Genomic DNA, 15,941 nt, shown 5'->3' with positions numbered 1-15,941 from the left:
TAGGCACATCTTCTGCTTTTCGTCATAATATATGAGTGACAAGACTATGCGCTGAGAGCGAGAGGAGCGAGATATATGATCCCTTATTCAAACCAGCAGCCGTATGAATTCAATCCATTCAATCAAGGGCCATTTCCGTATCCAGAAATGCAGCAGCAGCCTCCGCAGCCTCCAGAATATTTCATGCCGCCACATCAAGGTGGAATGAGCCAGGCATCACCTGCTGTCTATCAGCCGCCTTATGGATATCAAGAAAATGTGCCGCCTTTTCAGCCGCCCGAAGCGATCAATCAACCCCAGATGCAGTCACCAGGCATGATGCCCATGCAGCAGCCTATGAACCCTTATCCTTTGCCAAGACCGCAAAAACAGCAATCATCTCAATTTAAAAGTGTGCTATCGCAATTCAAAAAAACGAATGGACAATTCGACTTTAACAAAATGTTTGATACAGCTGGGCAAATGATGAGTACGATGAATCAAGTAGGCTCATTAGCGAAAGGATTTACGAGCATTTTTAAAGCATAGTTAAAACCCAATAGAAGGATCTATTGGGCTCTTTGCTTTGGTGCCGTCACACGAAGCGTTTGATCTTTCCACACGCTTTTCATGTTCGTTTCATCTATTTTTGCCGGCATTAAAATGGTTTTTGTAAAGCTCGAATACGAGGAAGTTGTATCCGTTTTAATTGTTTCCTGTACGGATAAGTGTAAATATTGGGCTTTTACTTCTAGCGCGATATCGCCTTCGACAAAATGGTCTGGAAATTGGATTGCGATATACACAAACTGCTCATCCTCTGTCACATCGGTCGTAATCGATGCAAGTGAATGCGATGTGGTCATGAGCGCCTCCGCACTATTTAATATCTCATGAAACGGGGAGGATGCGAAAAATTGTTCAATCGCTTCATAGAGAATATCTTCATTTGCCAGCAATTCATGTTTCTTTTCGCCTTCATGTTCCATTTGAATCACCTCTCATCTACAGCCTATGCAGAAAGGACTCAGGCGGTTATCAATTGATGAGAGGAAAAAATTATGATTAAATAGTGTTGAATAAAGCAAGGTGTATGAGTGTAGCGTTTCATACACGGAATAGATCTAGAAGCAAAGCTTGAAGGGAGCAATTGACATTGCTGAAAAAATTATTCGGTTTCGGGAAAAACCAAGATGATGTAAAGGAAGAAATCATTTATTCTCCAGCTGATGGAGAGTTAATGGATATGACGGATGTACCAGACCCTGTTTTCTCTCAAAAGATGATGGGAGACGGCGTAGCAGTCAAACCAAATAGTGGCACGATTGTGTCACCAGTAGAGGGTGAAATCATTCAGCTCTTCCATACAAAACATGCAATTGGCATTCGAACACTCTCAGGGCTTGAGCTTCTGATTCATATCGGACTTGAAACAGTGGGATTAAATGGCGAAGGATTTGAAGCGCACATCAAAGAGGGAGATAAAGTGAAGATCGGTGACCCTCTCATTACGTGTGATTTAGAACTGATTGAAGAGAAAGCGGCAAGTACAGTGACACCGATTGTCATTATGAATGGTGACTTGATCGAGCATCTCGATAAAGAACCAAAGGGGTCTGTTGAAAAACAGACATCTAAGCTTTTTACCGTTAAATTGAAATAATCAGGACACAAAAAAACTACCCAATCGCATGAGGGTAGTTTTTTTGATGACATTAATCTTCCATCGGAACCCAGCCTTGACTTGCTTCCATAACAGACCACAATCCTTCTGGAATCAAATATTGATCTTTTTGGCTGCGTTTAATAACAGTTTCAATCTCGCTTTCTCTGCCTTCTTTAATCTTCTTTGCCCAATCTGGGTCGACGATTAGCTCACGTGCGACAGCGATAAGCGGAATTCCTTGGTTATAGGCACTTAGTGCATCTTCGGCTGTAATGACGCTGCCTACACCGATGAGCGGAAGGTTATCGCCGCAGCGATCTTTTAGCAGCTCCATACGCGTCTTATCCGTATCTGCACCGCGTCTTGCTTTAGAGTCAATCTCCATTAAAGAGATATGCAAATAATCAAGGTTTTTAGTTTTAAGAACATCGACTAAGGTAAACGTCTCTGTCATCGTTAAACCAGGCGTTTCTGGTTCTTCAGGGGATAATCGATATCCAAAGATAAACGGTTTTTTCGCATGCTTTTCAATTGCTTCTTTCACTGCATCCACAACAGCGATAGGGAAAGCTAGACGCTTTTCTTCATTTCCTCCCCACTGATCTGTCCGCTGGTTGCTATGCGGAGAGTAAAATTGCTGTAATAGATAACCGTTTGCACCGTGGATTTCCACGCCGTCAAATCCTGCTTCGACCGCTCGTCTTGCCGCTTCTTTAAAAGAGTCAATGATATGAACAATTTCCTCTTCTTTTAAAGCGCGTGCAATCTGCTTTCCATCTTTAAACACATCACTTGGCGCAACCACATCACCATTTGGAACTAAGTGAGGGAGAGCCTGAGAGCCACCGTGATGAATTTGAATGATGGCTTTTGTTCCCTTTGCCTGAATCGCAGAAGCTAGTTTTTTCAGGCCGGGTATATCTTCATCTCTTGCGATAGAAGGCTGTCCTTCAAATGCCTTACCATCTGGAGTCACGTTCGCACATGCTGTGATCACCATGCCCATATCACTAGATCTAGCTGTAATGAAATCAATTTCCTCTTTAGAAATAGTGCCATCCTCGTGAGAACCGAAGTGTGTCATTGGCGCAACGACTAACCGGCCATTAATAGACGCACCTCCTGGAAACGTAAATGGTTCAAATAAAGGCTTAAATTCATTTTTCACTCTCATCATCTTCTTCCTTGATAAAATCATTTCACTATAGAAGTGTAATAGATACTGTTACAACACTTCAAAGTATTTGCTCATAAGCTGCGCATCAAAAAATTGCCGCCTAGTCATGCAAACAAATATTCGGTACACTATGTAAGAGAGGTGATGCGATATGAAAAAGAAAACAATGAACGAACTCATAAAAGAATTAAAAAAAGACAAACAGGTAGAACATTGGCATGAAATCGAAGCGAAGCCTGCACAGACCTCTCCGGTACCTGAAAGAGTGCACGAAAAGCTGAAAAAGGCGCTTGAGAAACGAGGCGTGAGCGAACTCTACATTCATCAAAAGGAAGCCTTTGAACGTGTGATGGACGCGGAGCATGTGGTAACTGTCACACCAACAGCTTCAGGTAAAACACTTTGCTACAATCTGCCTGTCCTTCAGTCGATCGTAGAAGATCAGACAAGCCGCTCCCTTTATTTATTCCCAACAAAAGCGCTCGCACAAGATCAAAAGAGTGAACTTAACGAGATCATCCACGAGATGGATGTTCCGATTCATAGTGAAACATATGACGGGGATACCTCACCCGCCATTCGGCAGCGAGTCAGACAAGCAGGACATATTGTCATCACAAACCCGGATATGCTGCATTCAGCCATTTTGCCTCATCATACGAAATGGGTCAGCTTGTTTGAGAATTTGAAGTATATTGTCATTGATGAGCTTCATACATATCGTGGCGTATTTGGCAGTCATGTGGCCAATGTCATTCGCAGGTTAAAACGAATTTGTGCATTTTATGGAAGTGATCCGATTTTCATTTGTACGTCCGCAACGATTGCGAATCCAAAAGAGCTTGCGCAGCAGCTAACGGGAAGTAAGATGCATTTGATTGAGCGAAACGGGGCACCTAGCGGTAAAAAGAATTTTGTGTTTTACAATCCGCCAGTTGTGAATAAACCACTAAATATTAGACAAAGTGCCGCCACTGTCGTTAATCAACTGGCTAAAACTTTTTTAAAGGAAAAAATCCAAACGATTGTTTTTGCTAGAAGCAGAGTAAGAGTTGAAGTGATTTTAAGTCATATTCAAGAGCTAGTGAAAAAAGAGATCGGCCCAAAATCAATTCGTGGATATCGCGGAGGCTATTTACCAAAAGAGCGGCGTGTGATTGAAAAAGGATTGAGAGAAGGAGACATTCTAGGTGTCGTCAGTACGAACGCACTAGAATTAGGTGTGGATATAGGTCAGCTAAAGGTCTGTATCATGACCGGGTATCCTGGCAGTGTAGCGAGTACATGGCAGCAGGCTGGCCGTGCTGGAAGGCGTCATGAGGAAGCACTTATTATTATGGTGGCAAGCTCCGCACCTCTTGATCAATATATTGTCAGACACCCTGAATATTTCTTTAATAGACCACCTGAAGCTGCCAGAATTAACCCTGAAAACCTCATTATCTTAGTGGATCATTTAAAATGTGCATCCTACGAGCTTCCGTTTCGGGAGGATGAACAGTTTGGCGGTATGGACGTAGAAGAGATTTTGCAATACTTACATGAGGAAGGCGTTCTCCATTTTAGCGGGAATCGGTATTATTGGTCAGATCAATCGTTCCCGGCGCATGGCATCAGCCTTCGATCTGCAAGCCAGGAAAATGTCGTGATTGTGGATCAATCAGATGTGGCAAATGTTCGGATTATTGGAGAGATGGACCGTTTCAGTGCGATGACGCTGCTTCATGATGAAGCCATTTATTTACACGAAGGGGTTCAGTATCAAGTGGAAAAGCTAGATTACGAGCATCTGAAGGCTTATGTGAAACAAGTAGATGTAGAATACTATACAGATGCGAATTTAGCCGTCCAACTGAAGGTGCTTGAAATCGATCAGACGACAGAGAAGGAAGCTGTATCTGTTCACTATGGTGATGTGACCGTCAACGCAATGCCGACGATTTTTAAAAAAATCCGACTAAGTACCGGTGAAAATATCGGGTCTGGACCGATTCACTTACCGGAAGAAGAAATTCATACGAGTGCTGCTTGGTTTGAATTACGCGAGGCAGAGCGGAGATTTGAAGAGAAAACACTTGAACAGCTGCTGCTAGGCATCGCAAATGTTCTTCAGCACATTGTACCTGCTTTTGTGATGTGCGACCGTTCTGATATTCATGTGGTTTCACAAATTAAAGCGGCACATACCGGAAAACCGACGGTCTTCTTATATGACCATTATCCTGGCGGCATTGGCTTAAGTAAGGAAGTACAAGCTCGCTTCGATGAAATAGCAGGCGCAGCCATACAGCTCATTGAGCGGTGCCGCTGTGAAAATGGCTGTCCATCCTGCATTGGCATGGAAATGAAAGAGGTCAACGGAAAAAGCAGCATCGTTGAATTGCTGTCCGTATTTTAAGGAAAGGAGGGGACACCTGCTCATGTCTTTAAAAGGGAAATTAAACAGAATGAAAAAGCATTTATCACACAATCAGACACATGAAAACCGGCAGAAAACATCGGAAGGACAACCTCAGCCTGTAACTTCAGAAAATATCCCATTTTTAAAAGAATGGGAAGCATTAGGTGTGTCTCCTTATCATTTTGAGGATTCCTTTTGTCTGATTCGGGAAGTCACCTATTCATTAGATGATCAGCATGGACGCTATTCGTTTGCGGAACTGCCGAAGATCATCGAGGAATGGAACGAAAGCGGCATCCAGCATTCGCTATCGGCTAAAGGGTACGAGCCGCACGAGCTGTTTTTCTTTGATACTGAAACAACAGGATTATCTGGCGGTACAGGAAATATGATTTTCTTGCTTGGACACGCACGTGTCTTTTCAGGCAAAGTGGTGGTGAAACAACACCTGCTCACCAATCCAGGAAATGAAGTGGCTCTTTACAAAAGCTTTCTGGATGAAGTAAATGTAGAATCGTTAGTTACATATAATGGTAAATCGTTCGATTGGCCGCAAGTGAAAACGAGACATACACTTTTACGAGATCAAATCCCTGCACTTCCTGAATTCGGCCATTTTGATCTATTGCACGGATCAAGACGATTGTGGAAGCATAAATATGAACGAATGGCGCTATCCGTTGTGGAAAAAGAAGAGCTGCACGTGCAGCGTGAAAACGACACACCGGGGTTTTTGGCACCGATGATTTATTTTCTTTTTTTAAAGGAACAAAACCCAAAGCTGATTGAAGGAATCTTGACTCATAATGAACTAGATGTCTTATCGTTAATCAGCCTCTACATCCATCTATCCAAAAAAATACTATCTGAGGATGCGGTAAAGGAATACAATGAGAAGTATGCGCTCGCTAGGTGGCATCTTGCTCATCGTGATGTACAGGAAGCAACGAAGCATTTGCAAGAATTAACGGATGCTGATTTTGAGCATGCGAATCAGGCGTCTTATGATCTTTCCTTGCAATATAAACGACAAAACGTGTGGGATGAAGCGGTTCAAATATGGGGGGTATTATTTGAATCAAGCGATCTCCATTTAGCATTAAAAGCGGGTATAGAGCTTGCGAAGTATAAAGAACATCGAGAAAAAGATGCAAGCTCTGCTCTATCCATCACTGAATCTTTATTATCATTCTCATCGTTAAGTCAGCGAGACATAGAAGAACTTGAAAAGCGAAAAAAACGACTTTTGAGAAAAGCTGGGCAATAAACATTATTGCCCGGGAAAGCGCAAAACATGACAACGTTCGGCTCTCGGCCGAAAATAAAAATTGTTTAGCACTTTTATTGTAGAAAAGTCATGAATCCTGTAAAATAACGTTAGATATTGAATGAGGAGCGTAGAGCATGTATAAAGGTCTTTTCTACTTGTTTTTTCTTGTTGTCATTTTGGTCGCATTTGTGTTTTCAAACTATAAGGATGTTTTCCTTGCAAACTTTTAAAATAGGTTAATGCATTAGTACATGTACACCTCTTAATTCATACATTGTTAATGTAAGAAATTAAGGAGAGGGGAATGCTACATGTACCATCATCATCATCATTGCCAACCGAATGTTACACAGCCAATTGTTCATCCGACGAATCATTGCTGTACACACAGTGATTCAACAACAATTGTGCCGCATATCCATCCGCAACATGTGACAAATGTACACCATCAAAATTTCAAACATGTTCACTACTTCCCGCATACGTTTTCTCAGGTGGACCCAGCAACACATCAACACTTTAACTGCGGTGGACCTTGCTGTAACAGATAAAGTGAACTGGGACTTTTATAAGTCCCTTTTTTTAAAAGCAGGTGAAAAAATGAAAATTATTGCTGTCACAGGGTACAAGCCATTTGAACTTGGGATATTCAAACAAGACGAGCCTGCACTTCAATACATAAAAGCGGAGCTTCAAAAAAGGCTGACAGCCCTGATTGAAGAAGGCCTGGAATGGGTTCTCATATCAGGCCAGCTTGGGGCAGAAATCTGGACAGCTGAAGTGGTATTTGAGCTTCAAGAGGAGTATCCAGCGTTAAAACTTGCCGTCATTACGCCATTTTATGAACAGGAAGAGCGCTGGAATGAACAAAACAAAGAGTTGTATGAAGGAATTCTTGCACAGGCTGATTTTGTAGAAAGTGTCACGCATAGACCGTATGAAAGTCCGGCACAATTTAAACAAAAGAACCGTTTTTTTATTGAAAAAACAGATGGACTCCTCGCCCTTTATGATCCGGAGCATGATGGCTCGCCAAAGTACATGATCAAAGAAGCGGAAAACTATACCGATTACCACATTATGTACATCACAATGGATGATTTGAGAGCGCAAGTTGAGGCGGAAGATCCGTTTTTTGACTAAAAGCAAGAGAAAATTTGACAACGTCACGTATTTCTGAAAAAATATACTATGAATTCACGATATGAGGTGAAAAAGATGCTTGCTGATAAAGTAAAGCTTTCTGCAAAAGAAATTTTAGAAAAAGAATTTAAAACAGGTGTCAGAGGATACAAACAAGAAGAAGTCGATAAATTTTTAGATATGGTCATTAAAGACTATGAGTCCTTCAACCAAGAAATCGAAAAGCTTCAACAAGAAAACCTCCATTTGTCTAAACAGCTTGAGGAAGCCGTTGAGCAAGGGAAAAGACAGCCTGCACAGTCTAATACAACAAACTCTGATATTTTAAAAAGACTATCTAACCTTGAGAAACACGTTTTCGGCAGCAAACTTTATGATTGAGCCTTACTGAAAAAAGCTTGTGCCTGATGTCATTGTCGTTTATAATAACGCTTGTTGATTAACGTTCGGGTAATCGCTGCAATGCTTTTAGACATTGCAGAGGAAAGTCCATGCTCGCACGGTGCTGAGATGCCCGTAGTGTTCGTGCCTGGCGAAAAAATAAGCCAGGGCAGCCTGGGAAAGGCTGACGGCAGGAAAAATGCCTACGTCCTTTTAGGATATGGCAAAGTATCCTTGAAAGTGCCACAGTGACGAAGTCTCACTAGAAATGGTGAGAGTGGAACGCGGTAAACCCCTCGAGCGAGAAACCCAAACTTGGTAGGGGAACTTTCTCAAAGGAACCAAACGGAGAGAAGGACAGAGAATTCTGTAGATAGATGATTACCACCTGAGTACGAGGCATTTGCCGTTTGCAGTACAATGGAACAAAACATGGCTTACAGAACGTTATATCCGTTATGATAAACATGATGAAAACAAAGCTCTCCTATTTCAACATATGGAGAGCTTTTATCTTGGAATACATAAAAGGACGAGAAAACAGGTGATAAATCAATGAAAACCTATACACTTATCGCAACGGCTCCAATGGGAATTGAAGCGATTGTTGCAAAAGAAGTAAGAGACCTTGGCTATGACTGCACAGTAGACAACGGAAAAGTGATTTTCGAAGGAGACGCTCTTGCGATTTGCCGTGCGAACCTTTGGCTGCGTACAGCAGACCGCATAAAGGTACAAGTTGCTGAATTTTCGGCAAAAACCTTCGATGAGCTGTTTGAACGCACAAAGGCGATTGACTGGGCCTCTTTTTTACCGAAAAACAGCACGTTCCCAGTCATCGGTAAATCTGTGAAATCACAGCTTGCCAGTGTGCCGGATTGCCAGCGTATCGTCAAAAAGGCAATTGCGCAAAAGCTCATATCCTCTTACAACATACAGTCTGAATGGCTTGAAGAAACAGGGCCTGAGTATAAAATTGAGGTTGCCCTTTTAAAAGATAAAGCTGTGCTCACGCTTGATACATCTGGTGTAGGTCTTCATAAACGGGGGTACCGCATGGATCAAGGCGGAGCACCTATTAAAGAAACCCTTGCGGCTGCACTCGTGCTATTAACGAACTGGACACCTGACCGTCCGTTTGTTGATCCTTTCTGCGGATCAGGAACAATCGCTATTGAAGCGGCCATGATTGGACAAAACATTGCCCCAGGATTTAACCGGGAATTTGCGTCCGAGTCATGGGAATGGATTGGTGAAGATGTATGGAACAAAGCGCGTCACGAAGTGGAAGAAAAAGCAAACTATGATCAGCCGCTCCACATTATTGCAAGTGATATCGACCACCGGATGATAGACATTGCAAAAATGAATGCAGAAGAAGCGGGACTAAGTGAATTGATTGAGTTTAAACAAATGCAAGTGAAAGACTTTCAAACAAAAGAAGATTACGGTGTGATTGTCGGAAATCCGCCTTATGGAGAACGACTCAGTGATAAACCAGCTGTTGAAAAAATGTATCAAGGAATGGGCGAAGCATTTAAAAGCCTAGACACATGGTCCATTTACATCTTAACGTCACATGAAAAGTTCGAAGAGTGCTTTGGTAGAAAAGCAACGAAAAAGAGAAAACTGTTTAATGGTTTTATTAAAACAGACTATTACCAATATTGGGGAAAACGCCCGCCTAGAAAACAGACAACTGAATTATAAAAAATGTCACACCTACAGAAGGTGTGGCTTTTTTTATCCCAGAAAGGTATAAACCTTCACGGGACGGAATAAACTGAACTTGATTTTAAAAAAAGAGGTGTCTCCATGATACAATATGATCAATTTCAGTTAATCCAAAAAGCACTCGCTTCGACTGCTCAAGAAATTGAAGGGCAAGAAGGTGGACAATCTGCTCAGCTGACAGCAGCCATCGAAGATTTAGCGCTTGCTCAGGCTTACATAGAGCGTTCTGAGCATGCATTTTTAATGAAAGAAACCTATCAACATCGTTTGCGATCGTAAAAAAGATTGTCATTCCCCAGCATAAATGTTACTATAGAATGTCTGAATGATTCAAAAGTTGGGGGTTGAAGCAGGTGACAGCATCTCGTTTGCCTTTTTCATTATCAAAAGAACATAATTTTTACGAAGAACTGGGCAACTGGATTGGTGATGTGTTCTATGACATTTTGCCAGAAAAGGGCTTTGATCTTCGAGATGAACAAATATTCATGGCTTTTCAACTAGAAAGAGCCTTTAAAGAAAAAAGTGTGATGTTTGCCGAAGCTGGGGTAGGCACAGGCAAAACCATCGTTTACCTATTATTTGCGGTCACATATGCAAGGTATACAGGGAAACCTGCGATTATTGCATGTGCAGACGAAACGTTAATTGAACAGCTAGTGAAACAAGAGGGTGATATCTATAAAATTGCCAATCACCTTGATATTCAAATAGATGCGAGATTAAGTAAATCGCATGATCAATATTTATGCTTAAAGAAATTAGAGAAAACCATGCAGCGTGAAGATGATGAGAAGTGGCTCGATATTTATGAATCGCTTCCTTCGTTTGTTCATGAATCACATGGGATGCAGAACTTTTATCCGTACGGTGATCGAAAAGAGTACCCAGAGCTATCCAATGATGAATGGTCACGCATTGGCTATGACTCGTTTCAGGACTGCTTGACGTGCGATATGCGTCATCGCTGTGGTCTGAATTTATCAAGAGATCATTACCGGAAAGCAGCAGACCTTATCATCTGTTCTCATGATTTTTATATGGAGCATGTGTGGACGAAGGAATCCCGCAAACGCGAGGGTCAGCTTCCGCTGCTTCCAGAACATAGCTCCGTTGTATTTGATGAAGGCCACCTTCTTGAATTTGCCGCACAAAAAGCACTGACATACCGAGTGAAGCAATCAATGCTCGAAACCTTTTTAGAGCGCCTGCTTCAAAACGATATACGCGAAGAGTTTGCCGAGCTCGTTGAAGATGCACTTGCCACAAACGATGAGTTCTTTTATCTCTTAAAAACACATGCCAAAGAAATCAAGGGCTCGCATCGACTTGAAATTGGACGTGTGGATGAGGTGAAGCGTTCAGCAAGTGAATTGTGTGATTTACTTGAAAAAATCGGAGAAGCACTCGTATTTGAATCAGAGATGTATACAATCGATCAATACGAATTGTCTGTTGTGGAAGAGTACATTGAACAAATGGCGTATTCTCTGTCGCTTTATCAAAAAAATGCGATTAGCTGGCTTGAAAAGCAGGAATTAGATACGACATTTGTTGTGATGCCAAAGACTGTCGCAGAGGTGCTTGGTGAAAAGGTATTCTCGCAAAAAAGACCATACATTTTCTCTTCTGCTACATTGTCTGAAAATCAATCCTTTGATTATTTAGCTGAAAGTCTTGGGATTAAAGATTACTTATCAATGAGTGTCGCTTCGCCGTATGATTACGATGAACAAATGAAGATTTATTTCCACGGGATTCAGCAGCTTCAAGAGCAAGAAGTAAAAGGACAGCAAGTGATCACTCAGCTGAAAGATAATGGAGGACGGTCTCTCATTTTGTTCCCTTCATTTGATGAACTTCATTTCTTTAGAAAGCAGCTTGAGGCATCGAATGAATCACTGCCTTTCGACGTGTACTTTGAGGGAGACGAGGAAATCAGTACAATTGTTCAAAAGTTCCAAGCAGATGAGACGTCTGTGTTATGCTCTGTTCACCTTTGGGAAGGATTAGATATTCCAGGTCAATCATTAACAAATGTGATCATCTGGGGACTTCCTTACCCGCCTCGTGATCCGGTATTTGAGGCGAAACGGAATGAAGCAAAGGACGCTCGTGCTGAAGTCGATCTTCCGTATATGCTGCTGCGCTTACGACAAGGAATTGGGAGACTGATTCGGACAAGCCAAGATGCAGGAACCATTCATATTTACTTTGACCGTAAGGAAGATACAGAGCTTCAAAGTAAAATTGAATCCGTTCTGCCTGTAAAGCCAATCATCACATCTTAAATAACATATGAACGAGAAAAGAGAGGAGGATACCATCTGCGTATCCTCCTTTTTGATTGACAAAAGAACATTCCTTGAAGTAGCCTTGAAACGTACATACATATTTTATCGATTGGGGGAACAAACGTATGAGTCTTGAAGCAAAAGAGAAAGCGTTTTATCAATTACTAGGAAAAATCGCCCACTATACGGAGGCGCTCCATTTACTTTATTGGGACTCTAGAACACAGGCGCCTAAAAAAAGCGCCGATTTCAGAGCTGAAACGATCGGTCAATTATCAAGTGATATTTTTAATATGAAGACTTCTGATGAAATGAGAGATCTTCTCCACGCATTAAATAAACACCGAGATGAGCTGTCAAAAGATACACAAAAGGCGCTCGAATTATCACAAAAAGAGTATGATGAAAACAGCAAAATTCCGAAAGAAGAATTTAAAGAATACTCGATTTTACAATCAAAAGCAGAGCATGTTTGGGTAGAAGCAAGGGAGAAATCAGACTTTTCACTCTTTGCACCATACTTAAAACAGCTCATTGATTTTAACAAGCGTTTTATTCAATATTGGGGCGTGAAACAAACGCCATATGATGTGCTGCTCAATAATTATGAACCAGATATGACGGTTGAACAGCTAGATCAAAAGTTTGGTGCACTTCGTGATGCCATTGTTCCTCTCGTGAAAAAAATCGAAGCCTCTCCTCATAAACCGGATACTTCATTTTTATCGAAAAGCTTTCCGATCGACAAACAAAAGGAACTGAGTCTTTTCTTCTTAAAAGAATTAGGATATGACTTTGACGCAGGACGTCTGGATACAACAGTTCATCCGTTTGCTGTGACATTGAGCAGAGGGGACGTTCGTGTGACGACCCGTTATGATGAGCATGATTTTCGGATGGCGATCTTTGGCACGATTCATGAGTGTGGTCATGCCATCTATGAACAAAACATTGATGAGGCGCTGAGCGGAACGTTATTATGTGATGGCACATCAATGGGGATCCATGAATCACAGTCTCTTTTCTTTGAGAACTTTATTGGCAGACATGAAGACTTCTGGAAAACGTATTATCAAAAGCTTCAAGAAGCGTCTCCTGAGCAGTTTAAAGATGTCTCTTTAGAAGACTTTGTGCATGCAGTGAATGAATCGAAGCCAACTTATATTCGAATTGAAGCAGATGAGCTTACATATCCGCTTCACATTATCATCCGCTATGAAATTGAAAAAGCGATATTTAATGAAGAAGTGGCAGTCGAAGACCTGCCTGCACTGTGGAATGAAAAATATAAAGCATATCTTGGCATTACGCCTCCTAATGATGCACTCGGCATCTTGCAGGATGTTCACTGGTCTGATGGAAGCTTTGGATATTTCCCTTCATATGCCCTTGGTTATATGTATGCGGCGCAACTAAAGCACCAAATGATCAAAGATTTACCGAATTTTGATGAGCTGATTCAAAATGGGTCTTTTGCACCGATAAAAGAATGGCTCACAACACATGTTCACCAGCATGGAAAACGCAAAAAGCCTTCTGAAATCATTCAAGATGCGACTGGTGAGGAATTAAATGTACAATATTTAATCGATTATTTAACGGATAAATATACGAAACTGTATTTATCTTAAATAAAAGGCACCCTTTGCTTAGAAGGGTGCTTTTTTGATGCTTGAATATTCTAAAAACGAACGTTTTGATCTGATCTATTATTTAAGTTCGGTATTTTTCTAGAAAAGTGCTTTCCAAGCGTCTGAAATCTTGTTATAATTTGAACACTATAACACTCATATAATCGCGTGATGATGGCACGCAAGTTTCTACCGGACACCGATACCGTCCGACTATGAGTGAGCAAATGAAACAGCTCTTGTTTGAGCTGAAGATCCGTGGATCGTTTTCGCATTGCTTGCTCCTCATGGACAGCAATGCTTTTTTTATGCAAAAAAATGAAAATGTTTGCCAATATGCTGGGAGGAAGAATGATGGAATTGTTACGTCAAAAAATTGAGAACGAAGGAATCGTTCTGTCAAATCAAGTGTTAAAGGTAGATGCTTTTTTAAATCATCAAATTGATCCTGTGTTAATGCATGAGATCGGGCAAGAGTTTGCTAGATTATTCAAGCATGATGGCATTACAAAAATTATCACAATCGAATCTTCGGGCATTGCACCTGCTGTGATGGCTGGACTAGCTCTTCAAGTACCCGTTGTTTTTGCTCGAAAACGTCAATCACTAACACTAACAGAAAACCTATTAACAGCGAGTGTGTACTCTTTTACAAAAAAAGTAGAAAGCACGATCGCTGTCTCAAATACGCATCTCGGTGAAAAGGATTGTGTATTAATCATTGATGACTTTTTGGCGAACGGTGAAGCCGCTAAAGGACTTGCCGCAATCGCAAAGCAGGCGAAGGCAAAAGTAGCCGGATTTGGCATTGTCATTGAAAAGTCATTCCAGCCGGGAAGAGATGCACTTGTTCAAATGGGCTACCGCGTCGAATCCCTTGCACGGATTGAATCACTTGAGGAAGGGAAAGTCACGTTTGTACGAGAGGTACAATCATGAGTGCAGCTAAAAAAGCCAAAACGCTCTCGCTAGGGATTCAGCATGTGCTGGCGATGTATGCAGGGGCCGTTCTTGTGCCGCTCATTGTGGGAGATGCACTCGGCCTCACACCTGCACAGCTGACTTACTTAATCTCAGCAGATATTTTCATGTGCGGGGCTGCCACGCTCCTTCAAGTTTGGAAAAACCGTTTCTTTGGTATCGGTTTGCCTGTTGTATTAGGCTGTACATTTACTGCGGTTTCTCCTATGATTGCGATTGGCTCTAAATACGGGATTTCGTCTATCTATGGAAGTATTATCGCTTCGGGGTGTATCATCATTCTGCTTTCCTTTTTCTTTGGGAAGCTTGTGAAATTTTTCCCGCCTGTCGTGACAGGGTCTGTCGTCACCATTATTGGCATTACCCTTATTCCAGTAGCGATGAACAATATGGCAGGGGGAGAAGGAAGTGCTGATTATGGTTCTTTTGAAAATCTAGGCCTCGCTTTCCTTGTGCTGTTTATCATTGTGCTTCTCTATCGATTCACAAAAGGCTTTATGAAGGCGATCGCCATTTTAATCGGTATTCTCCTTGGGACAGCCGTTGCTGCATTTATGGGGAAAGTGGAAACAGCTGAGGTGGCGAACGCTCAAGTTTTCCGCATGATTGAACCATTTTATTTTGGCATGCCTACCTTTGAATTTGCACCCATTATGACGATGACGTTAGTTGCCATTGTGTCACTAGTCGAATCAACAGGTGTTTATTTCGCATTAGGTGATCTAACAAACCGCTCATTAAAAGAGAAGGACTTAGCGAAAGGCTATCGCGCAGAAGGGATTGCTGTGTTATTAGGTGGTATCTTTAATGCTTTTCCTTACACAGCCTACTCGCAAAACGTTGGGTTGATCCAGTTGACAGGGGTCAAGAAAAATCAAGTCATCGTTGTGACAGGCGCATTGCTCATGTTATTTGGACTTTTTCCTAAAATTGCTGCATTTACGACGATTATTCCAAAGTCAGTTCTTGGCGGCGCAATGGTTGCCATGTTTGGGATGGTCATTGCCTACGGTATTAAAATGCTCTCGCGTGTGGATTTTGCCAAACAGGAAAACCTACTGATTGTTGCTTGCTCAGTGGGGATTGGCTTAGGTGTCACCGTCGTGCCGCAAATGTTTGAGCATCTGCCAGAATCAATCAAATTATTAACAAGTAATGGCATCGTGGCCGGTAGCTTTACCGCTATTTTGCTTCATATTATTTATCACATGATTCCTTTTAAAAAAGAAACCGGGCAGGACCTGATGGAAGAGCCTAAGAAATCTGTTGTGTAAACACTGAAAG

General features: G+C 41.7%; 15 protein-coding genes, 1 other RNA gene and 1 riboswitch. Of the genes, 14 read left to right on the top strand and 2 right to left on the bottom strand.

Translation table 11 applies throughout. From position 1 onward, the window contains the following. Positions 1-75: 75 nt before the first annotated feature. On the top strand, positions 76-528 hold the full coding sequence (locus tag CKW02_RS10145) for a YppG family protein (RefSeq protein WP_003215482.1): 453 nt from the start codon (positions 76-78) through the stop codon (positions 526-528). Positions 529-548: 20 nt separating this feature from the next. On the opposite strand, the gene CKW02_RS10140 is transcribed toward CKW02_RS10145, so the two are convergent. Further along, a complete protein-coding gene (locus tag CKW02_RS10140; protein WP_003215994.1) occupies positions 549-968 on the bottom strand; it encodes an Hsp20/alpha crystallin family protein in 420 nt (139 codons plus the stop codon). Positions 969-1,135: 167 nt separating this feature from the next. Here CKW02_RS10140 and CKW02_RS10135 point away from each other — a divergent pair, with 167 nt between their 5' ends. Next, entirely contained in the window at positions 1,136-1,642 is a 507-nt protein-coding gene (locus CKW02_RS10135; RefSeq protein WP_003216086.1) for a PTS sugar transporter subunit IIA, read from the top strand. 52 nt (positions 1,643-1,694) lie between these two features. Here the strand turns inward: CKW02_RS10135 and CKW02_RS10130 are convergent, their stop codons facing one another. Beyond that, positions 1,695-2,813, bottom strand: a complete 1,119-nt coding sequence (locus CKW02_RS10130) for an NADH-dependent flavin oxidoreductase (protein WP_223251172.1) — start codon at positions 2,811-2,813, stop codon at positions 1,695-1,697. A gap of 160 nt (positions 2,814-2,973) precedes the next feature. Between CKW02_RS10130 and CKW02_RS10125 the strand changes: the two genes are divergently transcribed. From CKW02_RS10125 to pbuX, 12 genes are all read left to right on the top strand, one after another. Beyond that, a complete protein-coding gene (locus CKW02_RS10125) occupies positions 2,974-5,220 on the top strand; it encodes a DEAD/DEAH box helicase (protein ID WP_003215710.1) in 2,247 nt (748 codons plus the stop codon). 22 nt (positions 5,221-5,242) lie between these two features. Beyond that, entirely contained in the window at positions 5,243-6,490 is a 1,248-nt protein-coding gene (locus CKW02_RS10120) for a ribonuclease H-like domain-containing protein (protein WP_003215873.1), read from the top strand. Positions 6,491-6,804: 314 nt separating this feature from the next. Then, positions 6,805-7,044 carry a spore coat protein CotD gene (cotD, locus tag CKW02_RS10115; RefSeq protein WP_034661015.1) on the top strand — a complete coding sequence of 80 codons (240 nt, stop codon included), beginning with the start codon at positions 6,805-6,807 and terminating at the stop codon, positions 7,042-7,044. 49 nt (positions 7,045-7,093) lie between these two features. After that, positions 7,094-7,636 (top strand): SLOG family protein, encoded by a 543-nt coding sequence (locus tag CKW02_RS10110; RefSeq protein WP_308218259.1) that lies wholly within the window; start codon positions 7,094-7,096, stop codon positions 7,634-7,636. A 75-nt stretch (positions 7,637-7,711) separates the two neighbouring features. Continuing rightward, on the top strand, positions 7,712-8,017 hold the full coding sequence (gpsB, locus tag CKW02_RS10105) for a cell division regulator GpsB (RefSeq protein WP_003215578.1): 306 nt from the start codon (positions 7,712-7,714) through the stop codon (positions 8,015-8,017). A 61-nt stretch (positions 8,018-8,078) separates the two neighbouring features. Next, positions 8,079-8,462, top strand: an RNA gene (gene rnpB / locus CKW02_RS10100) — RNase P RNA component class B. A gap of 110 nt (positions 8,463-8,572) precedes the next feature. Then, entirely contained in the window at positions 8,573-9,727 is a 1,155-nt protein-coding gene (locus CKW02_RS10095; RefSeq protein ID WP_095117830.1) for a THUMP domain-containing class I SAM-dependent RNA methyltransferase, read from the top strand. Between the two features lie 105 nt (positions 9,728-9,832). Further along, the gene (locus CKW02_RS10090) at positions 9,833-10,030 is read left to right on the top strand and encodes a hypothetical protein (RefSeq protein WP_003215966.1); all 198 of its coding nucleotides are present in this window, start codon (positions 9,833-9,835) and stop codon (positions 10,028-10,030) included. Positions 10,031-10,104: 74 nt separating this feature from the next. Next, positions 10,105-12,042 carry an ATP-dependent DNA helicase gene (locus tag CKW02_RS10085; protein ID WP_003215827.1) on the top strand — a complete coding sequence of 646 codons (1,938 nt, stop codon included), beginning with the start codon at positions 10,105-10,107 and terminating at the stop codon, positions 12,040-12,042. A 128-nt stretch (positions 12,043-12,170) separates the two neighbouring features. After that, entirely contained in the window at positions 12,171-13,676 is a 1,506-nt protein-coding gene (locus CKW02_RS10080) for a carboxypeptidase M32 (RefSeq protein WP_003216050.1), read from the top strand. Positions 13,677-13,812: 136 nt separating this feature from the next. Beyond that, positions 13,813-13,912: riboswitch (purine riboswitch) on the top strand. 118 nt (positions 13,913-14,030) lie between these two features. Beyond that, positions 14,031-14,615 (top strand): xanthine phosphoribosyltransferase, encoded by a 585-nt coding sequence (gene xpt, locus CKW02_RS10075; RefSeq protein WP_003215672.1) that lies wholly within the window; start codon positions 14,031-14,033, stop codon positions 14,613-14,615. Beyond that, on the top strand, positions 14,612-15,931 hold the full coding sequence (pbuX, locus tag CKW02_RS10070; protein ID WP_003215893.1) for a xanthine permease PbuX: 1,320 nt from the start codon (positions 14,612-14,614) through the stop codon (positions 15,929-15,931). The genes xpt and pbuX overlap by 4 nt, the downstream gene beginning before the upstream one ends. The last annotated feature ends 10 nt before the right edge of the window (positions 15,932-15,941 follow it).

The sequence above is a fragment of the Bacillus pumilus genome (assembly GCF_900186955.1).
Lineage (GTDB): Bacteria > Bacillota > Bacilli > Bacillales > Bacillaceae > Bacillus > Bacillus pumilus.
Note: the sequence above shows the minus strand (reverse complement) of the source record. Positions and strands in the feature narration are given on the sequence as shown.

Coding starts and splice junctions, on each gene's coding strand:
- CKW02_RS10120 (WP_003215873.1), top strand. CDS start 5,243: ATGTCTTTAAAAGGGAAATTAAACAGAATGAAAAAGCATTTATCACAC.
- CKW02_RS10145 (WP_003215482.1), top strand. CDS start 76: ATGATCCCTTATTCAAACCAGCAGCCGTATGAATTCAATCCATTCAAT.
- gpsB (WP_003215578.1), top strand. CDS start 7,712: ATGCTTGCTGATAAAGTAAAGCTTTCTGCAAAAGAAATTTTAGAAAAA.
- CKW02_RS10125 (WP_003215710.1), top strand. CDS start 2,974: ATGAAAAAGAAAACAATGAACGAACTCATAAAAGAATTAAAAAAAGAC.
- CKW02_RS10140 (WP_003215994.1), bottom strand. CDS start 968: ATGGAACATGAAGGCGAAAAGAAACATGAATTGCTGGCAAATGAAGAT.
- cotD (WP_034661015.1), top strand. CDS start 6,805: ATGTACCATCATCATCATCATTGCCAACCGAATGTTACACAGCCAATT.
- CKW02_RS10095 (WP_095117830.1), top strand. CDS start 8,573: ATGAAAACCTATACACTTATCGCAACGGCTCCAATGGGAATTGAAGCG.
- xpt (WP_003215672.1), top strand. CDS start 14,031: ATGGAATTGTTACGTCAAAAAATTGAGAACGAAGGAATCGTTCTGTCA.
- pbuX (WP_003215893.1), top strand. CDS start 14,612: ATGAGTGCAGCTAAAAAAGCCAAAACGCTCTCGCTAGGGATTCAGCAT.
- CKW02_RS10090 (WP_003215966.1), top strand. CDS start 9,833: ATGATACAATATGATCAATTTCAGTTAATCCAAAAAGCACTCGCTTCG.
- CKW02_RS10080 (WP_003216050.1), top strand. CDS start 12,171: ATGAGTCTTGAAGCAAAAGAGAAAGCGTTTTATCAATTACTAGGAAAA.
- CKW02_RS10110 (WP_308218259.1), top strand. CDS start 7,094: ATGAAAATTATTGCTGTCACAGGGTACAAGCCATTTGAACTTGGGATA.